At 71.6% G+C, this 21,166-nt stretch carries 14 protein-coding genes; 8 read left to right on the top strand and 6 right to left on the bottom strand.

What is annotated here, in order from left to right; all coding sequences use genetic code 11:
• Positions 1 to 167 precede the first annotated feature (167 nt).
• The 4 genes from glgB to ASG53_RS19145 form a co-directional block, all read right to left on the bottom strand.
• Complete coding sequence (gene glgB, locus ASG53_RS19130; RefSeq protein WP_056137035.1) at positions 168 to 2,378, bottom strand: 1,4-alpha-glucan branching protein GlgB; 2,211 nt, start codon at positions 2,376 to 2,378, stop codon at positions 168 to 170.
• Between the two features lie 70 nt (positions 2,379 to 2,448).
• Positions 2,449 to 3,984 carry a maltokinase N-terminal cap-like domain-containing protein gene (locus tag ASG53_RS19135; RefSeq protein WP_056137037.1) on the bottom strand — a complete coding sequence of 512 codons (1,536 nt, stop codon included), beginning with the start codon at positions 3,982 to 3,984 and terminating at the stop codon, positions 2,449 to 2,451.
• Between the two features lie 63 nt (positions 3,985 to 4,047).
• Positions 4,048 to 5,841 (bottom strand): maltose alpha-D-glucosyltransferase, encoded by a 1,794-nt coding sequence (gene treS / locus ASG53_RS19140; RefSeq protein ID WP_228087647.1) that lies wholly within the window; start codon positions 5,839 to 5,841, stop codon positions 4,048 to 4,050.
• Positions 5,838 to 7,997 carry an alpha-1,4-glucan--maltose-1-phosphate maltosyltransferase gene (locus ASG53_RS19145; protein WP_442983378.1) on the bottom strand — a complete coding sequence of 720 codons (2,160 nt, stop codon included), beginning with the start codon at positions 7,995 to 7,997 and terminating at the stop codon, positions 5,838 to 5,840. Before ASG53_RS19145 ends, treS begins: the two co-directional genes overlap by 4 nt.
• Positions 7,998 to 8,194: 197 nt before the next feature.
• On the opposite strand from ASG53_RS19145, the gene glgP reads away from it, so the two are divergent.
• Complete coding sequence (gene glgP, locus ASG53_RS19150) at positions 8,195 to 10,762, top strand: alpha-glucan family phosphorylase (protein ID WP_056137039.1); 2,568 nt, start codon at positions 8,195 to 8,197, stop codon at positions 10,760 to 10,762.
• Positions 10,763 to 10,859: 97 nt separating this feature from the next.
• A complete protein-coding gene (locus ASG53_RS19155; protein ID WP_056137040.1) occupies positions 10,860 to 11,309 on the top strand; it encodes a GNAT family N-acetyltransferase in 450 nt (149 codons plus the stop codon).
• Here ASG53_RS19155 and ASG53_RS19160 read toward each other — a convergent pair.
• The gene (locus ASG53_RS19160; RefSeq protein ID WP_056137043.1) at positions 11,282 to 11,809 is read right to left on the bottom strand and encodes a GNAT family N-acetyltransferase; all 528 of its coding nucleotides are present in this window, start codon (positions 11,807 to 11,809) and stop codon (positions 11,282 to 11,284) included. The genes ASG53_RS19155 and ASG53_RS19160 overlap by 28 nt on opposite strands.
• Positions 11,806 to 14,247 carry a glycogen debranching protein GlgX gene (gene glgX / locus ASG53_RS19165; RefSeq protein WP_056137045.1) on the bottom strand — a complete coding sequence of 814 codons (2,442 nt, stop codon included), beginning with the start codon at positions 14,245 to 14,247 and terminating at the stop codon, positions 11,806 to 11,808. Before glgX ends, ASG53_RS19160 begins: the two co-directional genes overlap by 4 nt.
• Positions 14,248 to 14,361: 114 nt before the next feature.
• Here glgX and ASG53_RS19170 point away from each other — a divergent pair, with 114 nt between their 5' ends.
• The 6 genes from ASG53_RS19170 (at position 14,362) to ASG53_RS19195 (ending at position 21,152) form a co-directional block, all read left to right on the top strand.
• A complete protein-coding gene (locus ASG53_RS19170; protein ID WP_056137047.1) occupies positions 14,362 to 15,168 on the top strand; it encodes an electron transfer flavoprotein subunit beta/FixA family protein in 807 nt (268 codons plus the stop codon).
• 21 nt (positions 15,169 to 15,189) lie between these two features.
• Positions 15,190 to 16,200 (top strand): electron transfer flavoprotein subunit alpha/FixB family protein, encoded by a 1,011-nt coding sequence (locus tag ASG53_RS19175; RefSeq protein ID WP_056137048.1) that lies wholly within the window; start codon positions 15,190 to 15,192, stop codon positions 16,198 to 16,200.
• An 87-nt stretch (positions 16,201 to 16,287) separates the two neighbouring features.
• The gene (locus ASG53_RS19180; RefSeq protein WP_082544240.1) at positions 16,288 to 17,526 is read left to right on the top strand and encodes a cysteine desulfurase family protein; all 1,239 of its coding nucleotides are present in this window, start codon (positions 16,288 to 16,290) and stop codon (positions 17,524 to 17,526) included.
• Positions 17,523 to 18,767: a tRNA 2-thiouridine(34) synthase MnmA gene (mnmA, locus tag ASG53_RS19185; RefSeq protein WP_056137053.1), complete on the top strand. Its 1,245-nt coding sequence runs from the start codon at positions 17,523 to 17,525 to the stop codon at positions 18,765 to 18,767. The genes ASG53_RS19180 and mnmA overlap by 4 nt, the downstream gene beginning before the upstream one ends.
• Positions 18,764 to 19,807: a hypothetical protein gene (locus tag ASG53_RS19190; protein ID WP_056137055.1), complete on the top strand. Its 1,044-nt coding sequence runs from the start codon at positions 18,764 to 18,766 to the stop codon at positions 19,805 to 19,807. The genes mnmA and ASG53_RS19190 overlap by 4 nt, the downstream gene beginning before the upstream one ends.
• On the top strand, positions 19,800 to 21,152 hold the full coding sequence (locus ASG53_RS19195; RefSeq protein WP_056137185.1) for an MFS transporter: 1,353 nt from the start codon (positions 19,800 to 19,802) through the stop codon (positions 21,150 to 21,152). Before ASG53_RS19190 ends, ASG53_RS19195 begins: the two co-directional genes overlap by 8 nt.
• The last annotated feature ends 14 nt before the right edge of the window (positions 21,153 to 21,166 follow it).

Consider the following 21,166-nt stretch of genomic DNA (forward strand, 5'->3'; position numbering starts at 1 on the left):
TGTCAGACCCAGCCGCGCGCGGAAGATTTCCGCACCGCAAGCTATCACTCACGGGTCGAGGTCTTCGAGGACCTACGACCTGGCATTGGGGAGTAATTCTTGAAAAATGTACGCGCATCGGGGTGAATTCTCGGCGAGTCGAGAAGATGCGCCGTGGCTTCTGCCCGTCAGCCCTCTGGAATCAGGTATACGGCGCCGAGCGGCGGAACCTGCACGAGCGCGGAGAACGGCCGCCCGGTCCAGGGGACGTCGTCGGAGTGCACGGCTCCCAGGTTGCCCACCCCGGACCCGCCGTAGACCTGCGCGTCGGTGTTCATGACCTCACGCCACGTCCCGCCCGAGGGCAGGGGCAGCCTGTAGTCGAGGTGCGGCGTCCCGGCGAAGTTGATGACGACGGCCATGACGTTGCCCTCGCGGTCCCGTCGCAGGAAGGAGAGCACGTTGTGGTCGGCGTCCGAGGCGTCGAGCCACTCGAATCCCGCGGGGTCGTGGTCGAGAGCCCACAGCGCCGGGTGGTCGCGGTAGACCGTGTTGAGGTCACGCACGAGCCGCTGGACCCCCGCGTGCGGGGCGTGGTCGAGCAGGTACCAGTCGAGGCTGCGCGACTCGGCCCACTCGGTGCCCTGGGCCAGCTCGTTGCCCATGAAGGTCAGCTGCTTGCCCGGGTGCGCCCACTGGTACGCGAAGAGCGTGCGGACCCCGGCGAGCTGCTGCCAGTCGTCTCCGGGCATCTTGCGCAGCAACGAGCCCTTGCCGTGCACGACCTCGTCGTGGCTGATCGGCAGCACGAACTGCTCGGAGTAGGCGTACACCAGCGAGAACGTCGCCTCGTGGTGGTGGTACCGACGGTTGACGGGCTCCTCGGCCAGGTACCGGAGGGTGTCGTTCATCCACCCCATGTTCCACTTGAGGCCGAAGCCGAGCCCGCCACCGTCGGTCGGCTTCGTGACGCCGGGCCACGCGGTCGACTCCTCGGCGATCATCATGATCCCGGGGGTGCGGCGGTAGGCCGTCGCGTTGGTCTCCTGCAGGAACGCGATCGCCTCGAGGTTCTCGCGGCCGCCGTGGACGTTCGGTCGCCACTGGCCGGGCTCGCGGGAGTAGTCGAGGTAGAGCATCGAGGCCACGGCGTCGACGCGCAGCGCGTCGACGTGGAACTCCTCGAGCCAGTAGGTCGCGTTGGCGACGAGGAAGTTGCGCACCTCGGGCCGACCGAAGTTGAACACGTAGGTGCCCCAGTCCTGCTGCTCGCCGAGCATGGGGTCCGGGTGCTCGTAGAGCGGGGTCCCGTCGAAGCGGGCCAGAGCCCACGAGTCCTTGGGGAAGTGCGCGGGGACCCAGTCGACGATCACGCCGATCCCCGCCTGGTGCAGCGAGTCGACGAGGAACCTGAAGTCGTCAGGGTGCCCGAAGCGTGAGGTCGGTGCGTAGTAGGACGTCACCTGGTAGCCCCACGAGCCGCCGAAGGGGTGCTCCGCGACGGGCATGAGCTCGACGTGAGTGAAGCCCATGTCGACCACGTAGTCGGTCAGCTGCTCGGCGAGCTCGCGGTACGAGAGCGTCTGGCGCCACGAGCCGAGGTGGACCTCGTAGATGCTCAGCGGCGCGTTGTGCGGGTCGTTCGCGGCCCGACGCTCGAGCCAGTCGGCGTCCTGCCACTCGTAGGCGGACTCGACGACGACCGACGCCGTGGCCGGCGGGATCTCGGTGCCCTGGGCCATGGGATCGGCCTTCTGGTGCCACGAGCCGTCGGCCGAGAGGATCTCGAACTTGTAGCGAGACCCGGCGGTGACGTCAGGGACGAACAGCTCCCACAGACCTGTCGAGCCGAGGGACCGCATCGGGTGGCTCGAGCCGGACCAGGTGTTGAAGTCACCGATCACGCGGACGGCGCGCGCGTTGGGAGCCCAGACCGCGAAGGCGGTCCCGCGGACCTCGCCGAGCGTGCCGGGGAAGGTCTTGGTGTTCGCACCCAGGACTGTCCAGAGCTCTTCGTGGCGGCCCTCGCGGACGAGGTGCTGGTCGAGCTCGCCGACAGTCGGCAAGAACCTGTACGGGTCGTCGGCGACGGTCACGTCCTCGCCGTAGCGGGCCCTCACGCGGTAGTCCGGGACGTGCCCGCCGGCGTCGGGCAGGACTGCGGCCCACACGCCCTCGTGCTCGTGCTCGGCGGGGGTGGCCCCGTGCTCGGTGAGGATCTCCACCTCGTCGGCGAGGGGGCGCACCACGCGGACCGTCACGGCCCCCGAGCCTGGGTCGACGTGCCCGCCGAGGACGCTGTGCGGGGCGAAGAAGGTGCCGTGCGCGACGGCTGCGAGGTCGTCGAGGGTCGCGGGGACCCGGGACGCTGCGGGAGCCGGTGCTTCAGAGTCGGTCATAGCCCTACCATTCCATGGTCGAGAGGGTCGTGCAGGGCCAGGCGCGCACGACGGGTCAGACGGTGGACGGTCAGGCACCGCTGCTGGGGCGCCCGGCGTCCGCCGAGGTGAGGGGCGCGGGCAGCCCGCTGAGCACGCGGTCGACGGCGTCGAGCGGGATCGAGATCCAGGAGGGCCTGTTGCGCTCTTCGTAGACGACCTCGTAAAGGGCCTTGTCGAGCTCGAAGGCGTCGCGGATGAGCACCCTGTCGGCGAGCGACGGCGGACGGCCGAAACCGAGGGCACCCGGGACGCTGAGGTAGCCCGTGTAGCCCTCGAGGAAGGCGCGGCGGGCCGAGCGGGCCCACTCGCTCGACGTCGCCCCGCCGACCGCGGAGGCATAGTCGAAGGAGCGGAGCATGCCGGCGACGTCGCGCTCGCCCAGGTCCGGACGGGTGCGCTCGGCGAGCGGACGCAACGGCTCGCCCTCGAAGTCGAGGATGCGCCAGCCCTTCTGCGGGCTGTAGAGGGCCTGGCCGAGGTGGAGGTCTCCGTGGATGCGCTGGACCGGGGGGAGGGGGCGTCCTTGACGGACGGCCTCTTCGGCCACACCGCGCATGTGCTCGAGGAAGGCCTCGATCTGGTCGACCCTGGACCGCACGGCCGTGCTGGCCCCGGCAGCAGACCTGACCCTGCGGTGCATCGCGTCGAGCAGCCACTCGGGGTCGGCCTCGTGCACCTCGGAGGCGAATGCACGGCGCAGGGCGCTGTGCATCTGGGCCACCTGGGTCCCGAGCTCGCGCGCCGGGTTGGCGAAGGGCTGACCCTCGCGGGCGAAGTCGCAGGCGAGCTCGAAGCCGTCCCGTGCCTGCGGCACGAGCTCGGCGAGCACCCCGGTGTGCGTGGTCCAGGTCCGGGGGAGGGCAGACGTAGCAGCACCCGTGCTCGCGCCGGCAGGACCCCCGTCCGTGGCAGCGCTCTCGTCGACAGCGGTCTCGCTCCACGCGTAGGGAGCGGGCACGCCGCCCCAGCCCTCGCGGGTCAGGGCCAGCGGCACGACGATGTCGGGGTTCTGGCCGGGGGCCAGCGCCCGGATGACCTTGAGCATCGACCCGCCGGAGACGGACGGCAGCAAGATCGAGGTGTTCGACTGCTCGCCGGTGAGGACGTGCAGGCCTCGGACGTCGAACCGTGCCGGGCTGAAGGCGGAGCTGGACTCCCCACCCGCAGCACCCGAGCCCTCGGCCCAGGTGGCCCGCTCGAGCCACGCCGACACGAAGGCTGGGTGGTAGGCCCCGTCGAGCAGCCGGCTGCCGTCGGAGAGGGCAGCCACCAGCCCGCGGGCGTCGACCGCCGCGGGTGGTGTCCCGGCCGGCTCGAGCACGAGCGGCACCTGCAGGGTCAGCGGCGACGAGGACGAGGTCCCCGCCACCCGCAGCAGGTCGACGACAGCGTGCGCGCCGTGCTCGTCGGTCCCGAGGTCGGTCCGGGAGACCCGGACGACCGACGTCGCGTCGGCCGTCGTCGGGAACCACCGGCGCTCGGGCAACCAGGCGCGCACGGCCTCGAGGACGTCCGGGGCGTCGAGACGCTCGGAGGTCTCCGGTGCTGGGCTCTCGTGTGCCATAGGGGTGAACCTGCCGTCCTCGTCGTCGTGGACCGACCGCCCGGAGGCGGTCGTCGCTCCCGTCTACACCGTGCCGAGGGGCTCCTCGGCACGGGCGACGGAGAGCCAGTAGAAGTCGCGTGAACCCAAGGTGACCACGACCTCGCCCTCGGCGCCCGTCGAGCCGAGTGGAGAACCCCCGAACACGTCGGTGAGCTGCGCGCCGGCGTACCCGGGGAGGCTGATCTTGGCCGATCGTGCGGTCGATGCGAGGTTCGTCACGCACAGCAGCGTCTCGTCCGCAGTCACGCGCAAGAACGCGAGCACAGACTCGTTGTCCGCCTCGAGCGGCACGAAGGTGCCGGTCCCGAAGGCGGGGTGCTGACGACGGACCTTGAGCATGCCGTGCACCCAGTGCAGCAGCGAGGTCGGCTGGGCCCACTGGGCCTCGACGTTCGCGTGCTGGTAGTTGTGCACGAGCGACTGGATGAGCGGCAGGTACAGCTTGCCCGGGTCAGCCGTGGAGAACCCGGCGTTGCGGTCCGGGGTCCACTGCATCGGGGTGCGCACGGCGTCGCGGTCGGGCAACCAGATGTTGTCGCCCATGCCGATCTCGTCGCCGTAGTACAGGCACGGGCTGCCCGGGAGCGAGAGCAGCAGCGCGTGCGCCAGCTCGATCTCCTTGCGGGAGTTGTCGAGCAGCGGCGCGAGCCGGCGCCGGATGCCGACGTTGGCGCGCATCCGGGGGTCCGGTGCGTACCAGCCGTACATCGACGCGCGCTCTTCGGTCGAGACCATCTCGAGGGTGAGCTCGTCGTGGTTGCGCAGGAACGTGCCCCACTGGGCACCCGCCGGGATCGCCGGGGTGTCCGCGAGGATGTCGAGGATCGGCTTGGCGCGCTGGTCCTTGATCGAGTAGAAGATGCGCGGCATCACCGGGAAGTGGAAGCACATGTGGCACTCGGGGTCCTCGTCGGTCCCGTAGTACTCGACGACCTCCTCGGGCCACTGGTTCGCCTCGGCGAGCATGATCCGTCCCGGGAACTCCGTGTCGATCACCTTGCGCACGGTCCGCAGGAACTCGTGGGTCGCGGGGAGGTTCTCGCAGTTCGTGCCCTCGTCCTCGAAGAGGTACGGCACGGCGTCGAGCCTGAAGCCGTCGACGCCGACCTGGCACCAGAACCGCGCGACGTCGATCATCGCGTCGACGACCTTGGGGTTCTCGAAGTTGAGGTCGGGCTGGTGCGAGAAGAACCTGTGCCAGAAGTACTGCCGGCGCACAGGGTCGAAGGTCCAGTTGGACGTCTCGGTGTCCACGAAGATGATGCGGGCGTCCTGGTACTTCGTGTTCTCGTCGTTCCACACGTAGAAGTCGCCGTAGGGACCCTCAGGGTCCGAGCGCGACGCCTGGAACCACGGGTGCTCGTCGCTCGTGTGGTTCATCACGAGGTCGATGACCACCCGGATGCCGCGCTTGTGGGCCTCGTCGATGAGCTCGGTGAAGTCGCTCATGGCCCCATACTGCGAGGCGATCGCCGTGTAGTCGGCGACGTCGTACCCGCCGTCGCGCAGCGGCGAGGGGTAGAACGGCGGCAGCCACAGGCAGTCGATGCCGAGCCACTGGAGGTAGTCCAGGCGCTGGATCAGCCCGCGGAGGTCGCCCGAGCCGGCACCTGTCGAGTCGGAGAAGGCCCGGACGATCACCTCGTAGAAGACGGCCGTCTTGAACCACTCGGGGTCGTCGGTCAGGCCGGGGAAGGTGTGCTCGGTCTCCATGGCCTCGTCGCTCGCACCGCCGCCCGGGGCTGTGGGCTGGCGCCGGGGCGGCAGCGCGCCCACGGGGATCGGCATGGTGGGCGGGTCGGTCGCGCGCGTCATAGCGGCCTCACGTCGATGATGTGGGCGCAGTTGGCCCAGGGGTCGAGCTGGACAAAGGCCTGCGAGCCCCAGGAGTAGGTCTCTCCGGTGAGCAGGTCGTGGGCGGCGAAGGCCGCGGGGTGGCCCGACGCGTCGTCGAGACCGAGGGCAGCCATGTCGAACCAGACCATCGCCGAGCGGGTGCTGTGCGGGTCGAGGTTGACGACTGTCACCACGGTGTCGGCGACGCCCGTCGGGGAGTGCTCGGCCGCGAGGTGGGAGGAGAAGGCCAAGATCGAGTCGTCCGTCGTCGGGTGCACCGTGAGGTTGCGCAGCTGGCGCAGCGCGGGGTGCTCGCGGCGGATCTCGTTGAGGCGGGTGAGCAGGGTCGAGATGCCCACGGTCGCGGCCTGCGACCAGTCGCGCTGCTTGAGCTCGTACTTCTCGTTGTCGATCTGCTCCTCGACGCCCGGGCGCGGCACGCGCTCGGCGAGCTCGTAGCCGGAGTAGATGCCCCACGTCGGGGACGCCGTCGCCGCCAGGACAGCACGGATCGCGAAGGCGGCCACGCCGCCCTCCTGCAGGTACGGCGGCAGGATGTCGTGGGTCGTCGGCCAGAAGCTCGGACGCATGTAGGAGCCCGAGGGGCCAGAGACCTCTTCGAGGTACTCGGTGAGCTCTTCCTTGGTGTTCCGCCACGTGAAGTACGTGTACGACTGGTGGAACCCGATCTTCGCGAGGGTGTGCATCATCGCGGGCTTGGTGAAGGCCTCCGCGAGGAAGATCACCTCGGGGTTCGTCGTGCGGACCTCGGCGATCAGGCGCTCCCAGAAGGGCAGCGGCTTGGTGTGCGGGTTGTCGACGCGGAAGGCGGTCACGCCGTGCTCGATCCACAGCCTGACGACCCGCAGGATCTCGGTGTAGATGCCCTCGGGGTCGTTGTCGAAGTTCAGGGGGTAGATGTCCTGGTACTTCTTCGGCGGGTTCTCGGCGTAGGCGATCGACCCGTCGACCCGGGTGGTGAACCACTCGGGGTGCTCGGTCACCCACGGGTGGTCCGGGGAGCACTGGAGCGCCAGGTCGAGGGCGATCTCCATGCCGAGCTCGCGCGACCGGGCGACGAAGGCGTCGAAGTCGGCGAAGGTGCCGAGCTCGGGGTGGATCGCGTCGTGCCCGCCGTCGGCCGAGCCGATGCCGTAGGGCGACCCGGGGTCGCCCGGCTGCGGGTCGAGGGTGTTGTTGCGACCCTTGCGGTTCGTCGTGCCGATCGGGTGGATCGGCGTGAGGTAGACGACGTCGAAGCCCATCTCGGCGATCGCCGGCAGCCGCTCGGCCGCCGTCGCGAAGGTGCCGGACACCCAGGTGCCCGTGGTCTCGTCGAGGCGTGCACCCTCCGACCGCGGGAAGAACTCGTACCAGGAGCCCGCGAGCGCGAGGGGCCTGTCGACCTGGAGGGGGTACGCGCGGCTGGGCGAGACCATGTCGCGCAGAGGGGTCCGCGCGAGGACGGCGTGCACCTCGGGGGCGGTGCCTGCGGCGAGCCTGACCTCGGGGGGCCTGCTCGTGTCGCGCAGGGCCGTCACGGTGCCGGCGACCACCTGGGCGTCTTCGGGGGAGAGGCCGGGCAGGGCGGCGACGCGCTCGAAGAGCGCTGCACCCTCGGCGAGCATGAGGTCGACGTCGACGCCGGCCTCGATCTTGACGGTCGCGTCGTGCTCCCAGGTGCCGTAGGGGTCGGACCAGCCCTCGACCAGGAGGGTCCAGGCGCCGACCTCGCCGGGGACGATCTCGGCGCGGAAGCGGTCGAGGCCGGGCGCGATGTCGACCATCCGGGCCTCGTGGCGCTCGCCCGTGGGCGAGACGAGGACGGCTGTAGCCGCGACGGCGTCGTGCCCCTCGCGGAAGACCGTCGCCTCGACGGGGACGACCTCGCCGACGCTCGCCTTCGCGGGCCAGCGGCCCTCGGCGATCACGGGGGCGACGTCGACGACCGGGATGCGGCCGATCGGGTCGACCAGGACGGCGACCGCTGCGGGGGAGTCGTCAGCGGTGTGCCGACCGACGGGCTGTGCCGCGGCGGCGCTCGGGGTCGCGCTGCTGGTGGGGTCGGTGGTGGCGGCCGGAGCGGGTGCAGGACTGGTTCGCGAGGACTGCTTCGCGCTGCGCTTGGAGGTCACCTGACGAACCTACCGACTCCTGGCCGGTCCGGACACTCGGGAGGCGATCCTGGTGGTGCCCGGCGACGTCGTGACCGGGACAGAGGGCCCAGGTCGTGAGGGTCCGGGCACCCTTCCGAGCAACCCTTTTCAGATCTTGCAGAGAATTTACCGAGAACTGGTGACGGGGTGCCCGTCGGGTGGTTAGTGTCAGCCAGGTGAAAGCCATCCGCAGGTTCACCGTCCGCACCGTCCTCCCCGCCGCGCTCCACGATCTCGACGAGCTGGCCCACAACCTCCGCTGGTCGTGGCACGGCCCGACCCGGGACCTGTTCGAGAGCCTCGACCCTGCCCTGTGGGCCTCGGTCAAGGGCGACCCCGTCTCGCTCCTCGGTGCGCTGAGCCCCGAGAAGCTCGCGGCCCTCGCCGCCGACGCCGGGCTCGTCGAGCGTGTCCGCGTGGAGGCCGCAGGCCTGCGCACGTACCTCAACGAGCCGCGCTGGTACCAGGGCGCGGGCGACGACCTGCCCGCCGCGATCGCGTACTTCTCGCCCGAGTTCGGCATCACCAAGGTCCTGCCCCAGTACTCGGGCGGCCTCGGCATCCTTGCGGGCGACCACCTCAAGAGCGCCTCTGACCTCGGTGTGCCGATCGTCGGCGTCGGTCTGCTCTACGGTGCCGGCTACTTCGTCCAGTCCCTCACCCGTGACGGCTGGCAGGTCGAGGACTACCCGCTGCTCGACCCCGACGCCATGCCCGTCACGCTGGTCCGTGAGGACGACGGCACCCCGGCGACCGTCTCGATCAACCTGCCCGGCGACCGGATGCTGCACGCCCACGTGTGGATGGCTGCCGTCGGCCGCGTCCCGCTGCTGCTCCTCGACTCGAACATCCCCGAGAACGACGACCTCGCGCGCAAGGTCACCGACCGCCTCTACGGCGGCGGCGGTGAGCACAGGCTCCAGCAGGAGCTCCTGCTCGGTGTCGGCGGCGTCCGTGCGCTGCGCCTGTGGTCTCGCCTGACCGGGGCGCCGGAGCCCGAGGTCTACCACACCAACGAGGGCCACGCCGGGTTCCTCGGCGTGGAGCGGGTGGCCGAGCTCGTCTCGCAGCACGGTCTCGGCTTCGACGAGGCCCTCGAGGCCGTCCGCTCCGCGACGGTCTTCACGACGCACACCCCCGTCCCCGCGGGTATCGACCGCTTCGGTGTCGACACGATCAGCCAGTACTTCGGCGGTGCCAACGAGATTGCCGGTGTCCCGCTCGACCGTGTCCTCGCGCTCGGCGCCGAGGACTACGAGGGTGGGGACCCGACGGTCTTCAACATGGCCGTCATGGGCCTGCGCCTCGGCGGCCGTGCCAACGGTGTCTCGCTGCTCCACGGCGAGGTATCTCGCGGCATGTTCAACGGTCTGTGGCCGGGCTTCGACGGCTCCGAGGTGCCGATCAGCTCGATCACCAACGGCGTGCACGCCCCGACCTGGGTCGACCGCCGCGTGAGCGAGCTCGCCGAGAGCCGCTTCGCGCCCGAGGCGCTCGCGGACTCGACAGGGTGGCTCGACCCCTCGGCCATCACCGACGCCGAGCTGTTCGCGCTGCGCCGCGAGCTGCGGGCGCAGACCGTCGAGGACGCGCGGGCCCGCCTGCGCAAGTCCTGGCGCAAGCGCGGCGCGAGCCCTGCCGAGCTCGGCTGGGTCGACGAGGCGCTCTCGCCCGACGTCCTGACCATCGGGTTCGCCCGTCGTGTGCCGACGTACAAGCGGCTCACGCTCATGCTGCGCGACCCTGACCGCCTGCGCGCGCTCCTGCTCGACCCCGAGCGCCCTGTCCAGCTGATCATCGCGGGCAAGTCGCACCCGGCCGACGACCAGGGCAAGCGCCTCATCCAGCAGCTCGTCAAGTTCACCGACGACCCCGCCGTGCGCCACCGCATCGTGTTCCTGCCGAACTACGACATCGGCATGGCCCAGACGCTGTACCCGGGCTGCGACGTGTGGCTCAACAACCCGCTGCGCCCCCTCGAGGCCTGCGGCACCTCGGGCATGAAGGCCGCGCTCAACGGTGGCCTGAACCTGTCGATCCTCGACGGCTGGTGGGACGAGTGGTTCGACGGCGAGAACGGCTGGGCCATCCCGACGGCTGACGGCGTCGAAGACGCAGACCGTCGTGACGACCTCGAGGCGGCCGCGCTCTACGACCTCATCGAGTCCCAGGTCGCCCAGCGCTTCTACGACCGTGGCGAGGACGGGACACCGCAGCACTGGCTGCAGCAGGTCCGGCACACCCTCGCGACCCTGGGCCCGAAGGTCCAGGCGACCCGCATGGTCGAGGACTACGTCCGGCACCTCTACGCCCCGGCTGCTGTCGCGGGCCGGGAGCTGCACGGCTCGGGCTACGCAGGGGCCAAGGACCTCGCGGGCTGGAAGGCCACGGTCCGGTCCGACTGGTCGCAGGTCCGCGTCGACCACGTCGAGTCCGCAGGGCTCGGGGAGTCCCCGCAGGTCGGTGACAGGCTCGCCGTCAGGGCCTACGTCTCGCTCGGTGCGCTGACGCCCGCCGACGTCGACGTGCAGGTGGTCCACGGCAAGGTCTCCGAGTCCGACGAGATGTCGAGCTTCGAGACGCAGTCCCTCGAGGTCACCGAAGAGTACGAGAACGGCCGCTTCGCCTTCGGTGGGGAGATCGTCCTCGACTTCTCCGGGGCCTTCGGCTACACGGTCCGGGTCGTGCCGCGGCACGCCGGCCTCGCCAACGTGGCCGAGCTCGGGCTGGTCAGCAACGCCTGACCTCCTCGCCTCACCGACCCGCTGACGCCCTGCGCGTGAGAGGGACCAGACACCCCCGCCGGGTCTCCCGGCGGGGGTGTCTGCCTACACTCGGGGGATGACCAGCCTGACGCTCGCCGAGCTCACCCCGGAGAACCTCCCTGCCGCTGTCGGCCTGCGTGTCGCACCAGGCCAGGAGGTCTTCGTGGCCTCGGTCCTCGAGTCTGTCGCCGAGGCCTACGTCAACCCCTCGGCCTGGCCGCGGGTCGTGGTCCGCGACGGCACCGTGGTGGGTTTTGTCATGGCGAGCTTCGACCCTGAGCACGAGGTCGAGGAGTTCCGGGCCGGCATCTGGCGGCTGCTCGTCGACGCGTCGGCCCAGGGGACAGGAGTCGGGCGTTTTGCGGTCGAGCAGGTGGTCGCCGAGGCGCGTCGCCGTGGAACCTCGCGCATCACGGTCTTGTGGGAGCGCGGCGAGGGCGGGCCCGAGGGCTTCTACCTGCGGCTCGGTTTTGTGCCGACAGGGGTCGAGCTCTTCGGTCAGACCGTGGGGGCGCTCGACGTCTGAGCGGGCGCGGTCAGCTCTTTTGCCATCCAGTGGTCCGCGTAGCGGGCGTCGCTGAACCTGGGGACGTCCACGAAGCCCAGGCGCTGGTACAGCGAGCGGGCCTGCGCGAGGTCGGCCCGCACGTCCAGGCGCAGGGTCCGCACCCCGGCCTCGACCGCGAGCGCCTCGAGCCGGGCCACGAGGCCGGCCCCCAGCCCCCTCCCGCGCACGACGGGGGAGACGAAGATGCGCGTCAGGTCTGCGACCCCGCAGCCGACGAGCCGCACCCCGCCGCACGCGACGGGTGTCCCGTCCGCCGAGCCGACGAGCAGCAGCCCCGTCGGTGCCTGGAGGTCGTCGCTCGGCTCGTCGGTCATCGCCGTCGCGACCTCGGTCGGGGTGGCCGCACGTCCCCAGTACCGACCGACGATGTCGTCGAAGTACTCCGTGAGGATCTGCCGGGCTGCCTCGGACGTCGGGTCGACGACCTCCCACAGGACAGGAGTCTGCGGGCCGCTCACGCGTGGTCCAGGTAGGCGAGGTAGACCTGCATGCTCAGAGGCTCGAGGTGGACGCGGGTCCCTGCGGCCACGTCGTGCGGTCCGCCGTCGGCGGCCAGCTCGCGGTCGTCGGGGTGCTCCCACGCGGAGTCCCACGCGAGGGTCCAGGCGCGCGAGCTGTTGCCGCGCCCGGCGAGCGTCACGTGCACGTCGTCCAGGGTGCCGTTGAGGACGAGCAGCACGTGCGAGTCGTCGATCTCCTGGTCGTCGTGCCCTCGGCGCTCGCGGCGCAGCATCTGCACGATCCGGGTGCTGGTGTCGTGCCACTGCTCGTGCGAGACGGGCGAGGCCTCGGCGTCGTACCAGGCGAGGTCTGGCTGACCGGGCTCGTCCTCGGGCTGGGGGTGGCCGAGGAAGAACCCGTCCACGCGCAGCGCGAGGTGCTCGCGCCGCAGCCGCAGCAGGTGCTGGGTGGTCGCGAGGAGGTCTTCCCTCCACGGGGTGAGGTCCCAGTCCACCCAGGAGATCTCGTTGTCCTGGCAGTAGGCGTTGTTGTTGCCGCCCTGCGTCCGTCCGGTCTCGTCACCGGCCGTGATCATCGGGGTGCCCGCGGAGAGCAGCAGCATGCCGAGCAGGTTGCGGATCGACCGGCGCCGCAGGGGAGCGATCTCCATGCCGAGCGAGTCGGCCGGGACCGGCCCCTCGATCCCGTGGTTCCACGACCGGTTGTCGTCGCTGCCGTCACGGCCGTCTTCACCGTTGGCCTGGTTGTGCTTGTGCTCGTAGGCGACGAGGTCGGCGAGCGTGAAACCGTCGTGTGCGGTGACGTAGTTGACCGACGCGATCGCGCCACGCACGAGCGGCGGGTCTGAGTGCCCGAAGAGGTCCGCGGACCCGGCCAGACGCGTCGCGAGCTCGCGGATCCCATGACCCCCGCGCCCGTGGGCGGCGGCTGCGGGGTCGGAGAGCCAGAAGGAGCGTGTGGCGTTGCGGAACCTGTCGTTCCACTCGGCCATCGGCGCGGGGAAGCCGCCGGTCTGCCACCCGCCCATGCCGACGTCCCACGGCTCGGCGACGAGCTTGAGCTGGTTGATCACGGGGTCGGTCTGCAGCCCCACGAGGAAGGGGTGGTTCGAGGTGAAGCCTGCGCGGTCGCGGCCGAGCGTCACGGCGAGGTCGAACCTGAAGCCGTCCACGCCGACCTCCTGCGCCCAGTAGCGCAAGGAGTCGAGCGCCATCTGGACGACGCGCGGCCTGCTGAAGTCCAGGGAGTTGCCGCACCCCGTGACGTCGACGAGCCGTGCGGGCGAACCGCCGTCGTGCAGGTAGTACGCGCTGTTGTCCAGACCCCGCCAGCCGATGTGCTGACCGGGCGCACCCCCTTCGCAGGTGTGGTTGTAGACGACGTCGAGGAGGACCTCGAGACCGGCCTCGTGCAGCAGGTGCACCATGCCCTTGACCTCGTCGAGGACGGCTCCCGGGCCTGCGGCCTGCGCTGCAGCCGTCGCGTACCCGCCGTGCGGGGCGAAGAAGCCGATCGTGTTGTAGCCCCAGTAGTTGGTCAGCCCCTTGGTCACGAGGTGCGGCTCGGGGACGAAGGCGTGGATCGGCAGCAGCTCGACCGTGGTGATGCCCAGGTCTCTGAGGTGCGTGATGGTGGCGGGGTGCGCCAGACCTGCGTAGGTACCGCGCAGGTGCTCGGGCACGGCGTCGAGCTGCTGGGTCAGCCCGCGCACGTGCGCCTCGTAGATCACGGTGTCGCGCCACGGCACCTGCGGGCGGCGGACGGGTGGGTGGTGGTGGCGCGGCCCGACGACGACAGAGTGCGGCACCGAGCCGAGGGAGTCACGGTCGTCCGCGGGGCCGTAGGGGTCGCCGACGACGTGCCTGCCGAGCATCGGTGTGCGCGTGCGGGGGACGCCCGGGAGGGACGTCTGGTCAGCGTCGTCCGTGCGGGCGAGGTCGGCCACCCCGGTGAGGCTCGTGGGTGCTGTGGGTGCTGTGGTGGCGGTGCTTGCGGTCTGCATTCCGTCGAAGGGCTCGACGGGCTCGACGGGCTCGACGGGCTCGACGTGGGCGACGTGGCCGTAGGTCTCCGGGCCGAAGTCGAGCTCGCCGACGATCCCGCGGGCGTAGGGGTCCACCAGGAGCTTGGCCGGGTTGTGCCGCAGACCGGCCGCAGGGTCCCAGGGCCCGTAGGTCCTGAACCCGTAGCGCTGGCCCTCGTGGACGCCCGGCACGTAGCCGTGCCACACGCCGTAGGCACGCTCGGTCAGCGGGACCCGCCGCTCGGTGTAGCGGGGCTCTGCACCCGGGGCGGACCGCACCACGTCGATCAGGCAGAGGTCGACCCCGGTCGCGTGCGAGGCCAGCACCGAGACGCGGACGCCACCGCCGTCGAGGTGGACGCCGAAGGGTGGGACCGGACCGTGGACGGAGGCGGCTCGTGTGTCGCTCATGGCCCTATTGTGGCTCGTCGCCGACCTCTCCAGCGCCGCCCGACCGGCCAGGTCGCGTCGCAGCCCCGTTGTAGGCTTCAGCAGGATCATCGCGACGGAAGAGAGAGCGGCACTATGAGGATCGTCGTCCCGGTCAAGCACGTCCCCGACATCCACTCCGACCGAGGGCTCACCCCCGAGGGCCGGGTCAGGCGCGGTGCTGAGGACGGCACCCTCAACGAGCTCGACGAGAACGCCGTCGAGGCTGCCCTGCAGATCGTCGAGGCCCTCGACGAGGCCGAGCGGGCGACCAGCGAGGTCGTCGCGCTCACCGTCGGACCCGTCGAGGCCGACGCCGCGCTCCGCAAGGCCTTCCAGATCGGTGTCGACACAGCGGTCCGCCTCGGCGACGACGCGCTCGCCGGCTCGGACGTCTTCGCGACGGCCACGGCTGTCGCCGCAGCCGTCCGCACCCTCGACGCGCAGACCCCCGTCGACCTCGTCATCACCGGCATGGCGGCCCTCGACGGTCTCGGCTCGGTCGTCACCAGCCTCGTCGCCGCCGAGCTCGGGCTCCCGCAGCTCACCCTCGCGTCCAGGCTGAGCGTCGAGCACGGCCAGGTCGAGATCGAGCGCGACCTCGACGGCGTGGCGGAGGTGCTCAGCGCGCCGACCCCCGCCGTCGTCTCCGTGACCGACCACGTGAACACCCCGCGCTACCCCAACTTCAAGCTCATCATGGCGGCTCGCACCAAGGAGATCACCGTCCTCGGGCTCTCCGACGTCGGCCTCGCGCCCGAGGCCGTCGGCGCGCAGGCGGCTCGGGCGACCGTCGTCACGAGTGCCCCGCGCCCGCCGCGCCCCGACGTGGAGCTCGTCACCGACAAGGGTGAGGGCGGGCTCGCGCTCGCCGACTACCTCATCCGCAACGACCTCGTCTGACCTGAGAGAGACGGACCGACCATGACTGCACCAGACCGCACCGTCCTCGTCCTGCTCGACACCCCGGCCGAGGGCCTCCGCTCACCCGCCCGCGAGCTGCTCACCCTCGCCCGCAGCCTCGGGACCGTGACCGCCGTCGCCCTCGCCGAACCCTCCGAGGCGACCCTCGCCGGTCTTGCCGACCAGGGCGCGGCGTCGGTCCTGGTCGTCGACCTCCCGGGCGACGAGACCGTCGGAGCCCACCTCACCCCAGTCGCCGCCGAGGCGCTCGCGGCTGCCGCCGAGCACCGGGGTGCCGACGTCGTGCTGCTCACCTCGTCCTTCGTCAACCGGGAGATCGGTGCGCTCGCCGCACGCTCGCTCTCGGCCGGCTACGTCTACGACGCCTCGGGTGTCACGGTGACGGAGGCCGGGCTGGTCGGCGTCAAGCGGGTCTTCGCGGGGACCTGGGACGTCGAGTGCGCCCCGACGACGAGCCGCTCGGTCTTCACCCTGCGCTCCAACGCCGTCGTCGCCTCGAGCGCGCCCGTCCCCTCTGCACCTGCGGTCGAGCGTCTCGCGGTCCAGCCGACAGAGCGTGCGACGGCCGCCGTGCTCGTCTCGCGCACACCCCACGCCTCCGCGGGGGAGACCTCCGGGCGTCCCGCCCTCGACGAGGCCGCCTACGTGGTGGCCGGCGGACGAGGCACCCTCGGTGACTTCGGGCCCGTCGAAGATCTCGCCGACGCTCTCGGCGCTGCCGTGGGCGCGACCCGCGACGCCGTCGACGAGGGCTGGGTCGGGCACGACGCGCAGATCGGCCAGACCGGCGTGACCATCGCGCCGCGGGTCTACGTCGGTGCGGGGATATCGGGTGCGCCGCACCACCGCGGCGGCATGCAGGCCTCGAGCGTCATCATCGCCGTCAACAACGACCCTGACTCCCCGATCTTCGAGATCGCGGACTTCGGCGTCGTGGGCGACCTCGCCGACGTCCTCCCGCAGGCGGCCCAGGCCGTCCGTGCGCACAAGGAGCGCGCAGCGCAGGGATGACGTGCTGCTGGCAGCAGGACTCAGGGCTGCGGACGTCACAGCCCTGGCGGATCGCGCGCCCAGCGGTGGCTCGTAGACTGGTCGACTGTGAATCCTGACCGGTCTGCCTACCTCGACCACGCGGCGACGACCCCCATGTCGTCGGCCGCGATCGAGGCCTACGCGCAGCACATGGCGCTCGTGGGCAACCCGTCCTCCCTGCACTCCGCAGGGCGGGCCGCCCGGCGCGTCGTCGAAGAGGCCCGTGAGCAGGTCGCCGGGTCGCTCGGCGCCCGTCCGAGCGAGGTCGTCTTCACAGGTGGCGGCACCGAGGCGGACAACCTCGCGGTCAAGGGCCTGTTCTGGGCCCGCCGTGTCTCGCACCCCGAGCGTCGTCGCATCCTGGTCTCGGCCGTCGAGCACCACGCTGTCCTCGACCCCGCCTTCTGGATGGCCGAGCACGCCGGCGCCGAGATCGTCCTGCTCTCGGTCGACTCGCGGGGGATCCTCGACGTCGACGCGCTCCGGGCCGAGCTCGCGGCCCACGCCGACGAGATCGCGCTCGTCTCGGTCATGTGGGCCAACAACGAGGTCGGTGCTGTCCAGCCGATCGACGCCGTCGTCGCCGCAGCACGCCCCTACGGCATCCCCGTGCACTCGGACGCCGTCCAGGCAGTCGGGCACGTGCCCGTCGACTTCGCCGCGAGCGGGCTCGACGCGCTCACCCTGACCGGCCACAAGCTCGGCGGACCCGTCGGCGCAGGTGCGCTGCTCGTCCGCAGGAGCCTCGACGTCACTCCGGTCCTGCACGGAGGAGGTCAGGAGCGGGGGATCCGTTCGGGCACCCTGGACACTGCCGGCATCCGGGCCCTCGCCGTCGCGGTCGGCGAGTCTGTCGCGGCGCGCGAGACCACCGCGCCCCGGCTCGCGTCGCTGCGGGACCGTCTGCTGCGCGGGGTCGCCGAGCTCGTCCCCTCGGCCACGCTCCGCGGGCCCGACCCGGCGCTCGACCCGACTCTGCGGCTGCCCGGCAACGCGCACCTGACCTTCGAGGGCTGCGAGGGTGACTCACTGCTGTACCTGCTCGACTCCGCGGGGGTCCAGTCCTCGACGGGCTCGGCCTGCCAGGCCGGCGTGCCGCAGCCGTCCCACGTCCTGCTCGCGCTCGGCATCGACGAAGACGACGCACGAGGGGCCCTGCGCTTCTCCTTCGGCGCCACGTCGACCGAGAGCGACGTGGACCTCGTCCTCGAGGTCCTCCCCGACGTCGTCGCCCGCGCGACGACAGCCGGTCTTGCGTCTGTCGGGACGCGCCGTCCCCGCAGCGATCGAGAGGTGAGCTCATGAAGGTCCTCGCAGCGATGTCCGGCGGGGTCGACTCCGCCGTGGCCGCAGCACGCGTCGTCGACGCCGGCCACGAGGTGGTCGGCGTGCACATGGCGCTGTCCCGCAACCGCAACCAGTTCCGCGAGGGGTCTCGCGGCTGCTGCTCGATCGAGGACGCCGGCGACGCCCGCCGCGCAGCCGACGTGCTGGGGATCCCGTACTACGTGTGGGACCTGTCCGAGAAGTTCGAGGAGACTGTCGTCGCCGACTTCCTCTCCGAGTACGCGGCGGGGCGCACGCCGAACCCCTGCGTGCGGTGCAACGAGCACATCAAGTTCGAGGCGCTGCTCGACAAGGCGACGGCCCTCGGCTTCGACGCCGTGGCGACAGGGCACTACGCCCAGGTGATCACCTCGACGCGTGCCGACGGCACCGAGCTGCGCGAGCTGCACCGCTCGCCGAACACCGCGAAGGACCAGTCCTACGTGCTCGCGGTCATGGGGCCCGACAGGCTCCAGCGCGCGATGTTCCCCCTCGGGGCCTTCGAGACGAAGGACGAGGTCCGTGCCGAGGCTGCGGCCCGCGGGCTGAGCGTCTCGACCAAGCCTGACTCCTACGACATCTGCTTCGTCGCGGACGGTGACACCCAGGGCTTCCTGCGCGAGCGCCTCGGCGCGAAGACCGGCGACATCGTCGACTCCGACGGCACGGTCCTCGGGGAGCACGAGGGGTCGTACACCTACACGGTCGGGCAGCGGAAGGGCCTCAAGCTCGGGCGTCCCGCTGCCGACGGCAAGCCGCGCTACGTCCTGGACATCCAGCCCGTCTCCAACACCGTCGTCGTGGGTCCTGCCGAGATGCTCTCGGTCGACCGCATCGTCGGCGACCAGAGCGTGTGGCTCGCAGACGACGTGCTCGCGGCGCACGGGGTCGCTACCCCTGCAACCGCCTCGGGGGCTGACGCTCCCGCTGCTCCGAGCGGCCCGGCACCGTCGGCGTGGATCGACGCCGAGGTCCAGGTCCGGGCGCACGGGGAGCCCGTGGCGGCCCGTGTCCGCTCGGTCCCCGACGCAGGTGGGGCGACCGGTGGCATGGAGGTCGAGCTCGTCGGCGCGACCCTGCGCGGCGTCGCCGCGGGCCAGTCGCTCGTGGTCTACCTCGGCACCCGGGTCCTCGGGCAGTCGACGGTGGTCTCGTCGTCGCGCTCTCGCCCGGCCGAGCCGGTGGGCCTCGCGACGGCTGAGCCCGCACGCTCGGCGTGACCGGGGCGAGCGGCCCGGGCGTCTGGCCCGGCACAGATCCTCTCGAGTCGCTGCTGACCATCATCGGCGACCTCTCGGCTGCGCCGACGGGGGTCGAAGGCCTTCCCTTCTTCACCCAGCTCCCCGGCCGGGGAGCCGGCTCTGAGCCCGTCGCCCGGACGGCGCTGCTCCTGCCCGAGATGCCCGTCGAGCTCGGCCCGCACGGCTGGAAGATCGCCGACCACCCCGGCCTCGACGCGAGCCGTGCCGAGGCCTTCCTGCGCGAAGACCTCGACGCCCTCGCGATCGCCGGCGCCGGGTACAGCGGCCCGCTGACGGTCCAGGTCGTCGGTCCGTGGACGCTCGCCGCGACCCTCTACCTGGCACGGGGCGACAGGGTGCTCTCCGACCTCGGAGCCGTGCGGGCCCTCGTCGGCGCCCTCGCCGAGGGAATCGGTGAGCACGTCGCTGCTGTCCGGGCGCAGGCTCCGGGCGTCGAGCTCACGGTCCAGGTCGACGAGTCGCTCCTCGGTCAGGTCTCCGCGGGGGTGATCCCGAGCTTCTCGGGCTACTCACGGCTGCGTGCGGTCCGCGGGCCGGAGATCCTCGAAGGGCTCGAGCCCGTCGTCCACGCGGTCCGCGCCGCCGGTGCCCGCTCGGTCGTCCACGTCGGGCAGGTCTGGGACGCCGTCCCGCCCGTCGTGCTGTCGGGGGCCGACGCCGTCGGGCTCGAGGTCGGCCCTGTCGCCGACGGCCGCTGGGACTCTCGTGGGTGGGAGCTCCTCGCCCGCGCCGTCGAGCGGGGGACGCAGCTCTGGGCCGGCCTGCCGCCCGCGACGGTCTCGCAGTGCGCAGGAGCAGACGTCCGGGGGCTCGCCGACCTCGTGAGCGTCCCGTGGCGGCGTCTCGGTCTGCCAGCCGAAGGGCTCGCCGACGTGGTCCTCACCTCGGCGGGCAGCGCCGCGACCTGGACCACGGACGGCACCCCCGACCGAGCCCGCGGCACCCTCGGGACCGTCGTGCGGGCGGCGGAGATCCTCACCGAGCGTGCCGGTGGCTAGCGGCCGCCGCCTCTTCGCAGACACCACCCCGCTGCGCGAGTCGCCTGCCTTCAGGCGCCTGTGGTGGGGGCTGGGGATCTCGAACCTCGGCGCTCAGCTCACGGTCGTGGCGGTCGGGCTCCAGGTCTACTCGCTCACCTCGTCGACCTTCGCCGTCGGTGTGCTGGGCATCTGCGCGCTCGTGCCTCTCGTCGTGCTCGGCCTCTACGGCGGTGCGCTCGTCGACGCCTACGACCGCCGCAAGGTCGCGCTCTCGGCGTCGGTGGTGCTGTGGGTCGTGACGATGCTGCTCGCCGCGCAGGCGTGGCTCGACATCGGCTCGGTCGGCCTGCTCTACGGGCTGGTCGCGCTCCAGTCGGCCACCTTCGCGGTCAACAACCCGGCGCGCTCGGCCATCATCCCCAGGCTGCTGCCGGCGCGCCTGCTGCCGGCGGCGAACACCCTCATGACCATCACCTGGAACATCGCGCTGACCGTCGGTCCGCTGGTCGCGGCCCTCGTGGTGAGCCGGTGGGGCTACGGCATCGTCTACACGGTCGACGTGCTGTGCTTCACGGCCGCGCTGTGGGCCCTCGTCCAGCTGCCCGGCATGCCGCCCGAGCCCTCGCACGCCGGGGACGGGGTCGACGGCGTCGAGGGCGAGGTCGACCCACGGTCGGGGACCAAGGACGCGGCGCGCCGCCGGGTCGGGTTGTCGTCCGTGCTCGAGGGGCTCCGCTACCTCGCGACGCGCCCCAACGTCCGCATGACCTTCCTCGTCGACCTGGTCGCGATGATCCTCGCGATGCCTCGCGTGCTGTTCCCCGCGATCGGCGTGGTCATCCTCGGCGGGGGAGCGGCCACGACAGGTGCGCTCACCGCAGCCCTCGCAGTCGGCGGTCTGCTCGCCGGGGTGTTCTCGGGCGGGCTGACCCGCGTGCACAGGCAGGGGGTCGTCATCATGTGGGCGATCATCGGCTGGGGTCTGTCCGTCGCGGGCTTCGGCGTCGTGCTCGTCCTGGCGGGGCGGACCAGCCCGGACCACGTGCTCGTCGTCGCGCTGGGCGCCGCGCTCCTCATGCTGGTCCTGTGCGGGGCGTCCGACGCGATCAGCTCGGTGTTCCGCCAGACCATCCTCCAGTCGGCGACCCCCGACGACATGCGCGGACGGCTCCAGGGGGTGTTCATCGTCGTGGTCGCCGGTGGACCGCGCCTCGGCGACCTGGTGCTCGGCGCGCAGTCGTCCTGGTGGGGCGAGGGCTGGGCGGCGGTGGTCGGAGGTCTCGCCTGCGTCGTGGTGCTCCTGCTCCTGCTGCGCTGGCAGCCCCGGCTCCTCGCCTACGACTCCCGCCACCCAGAGCCCTGACCCGCACCTCGCTC

This window comes from Sanguibacter sp. Leaf3 (genome assembly GCF_001425965.1).
Classification (GTDB): Bacteria; Actinomycetota; Actinomycetes; order Actinomycetales; family Cellulomonadaceae; genus Sanguibacter; species Sanguibacter inulinus.

Bases quoted from the DNA above. Each gene is read 5' to 3' on its own strand.
- glgB (WP_056137035.1), bottom strand. From the start codon at position 2,378: ATGACCGACTCTGAAGCACCGGCTCCCGCAGCGTCCCGGGTCCCCGCG.
- ASG53_RS19135 (WP_056137037.1), bottom strand. From the start codon at position 3,984: ATGGCACACGAGAGCCCAGCACCGGAGACCTCCGAGCGTCTCGACGCC.
- treS (WP_228087647.1), bottom strand. From the start codon at position 5,841: ATGACGCGCGCGACCGACCCGCCCACCATGCCGATCCCCGTGGGCGCG.
- ASG53_RS19155 (WP_056137040.1), top strand. From the start codon at position 10,860: ATGACCAGCCTGACGCTCGCCGAGCTCACCCCGGAGAACCTCCCTGCC.
- glgX (WP_056137045.1), bottom strand. From the start codon at position 14,247: ATGAGCGACACACGAGCCGCCTCCGTCCACGGTCCGGTCCCACCCTTC.
- ASG53_RS19170 (WP_056137047.1), top strand. From the start codon at position 14,362: ATGAGGATCGTCGTCCCGGTCAAGCACGTCCCCGACATCCACTCCGAC.
- ASG53_RS19175 (WP_056137048.1), top strand. From the start codon at position 15,190: ATGACTGCACCAGACCGCACCGTCCTCGTCCTGCTCGACACCCCGGCC.
- mnmA (WP_056137053.1), top strand. From the start codon at position 17,523: ATGAAGGTCCTCGCAGCGATGTCCGGCGGGGTCGACTCCGCCGTGGCC.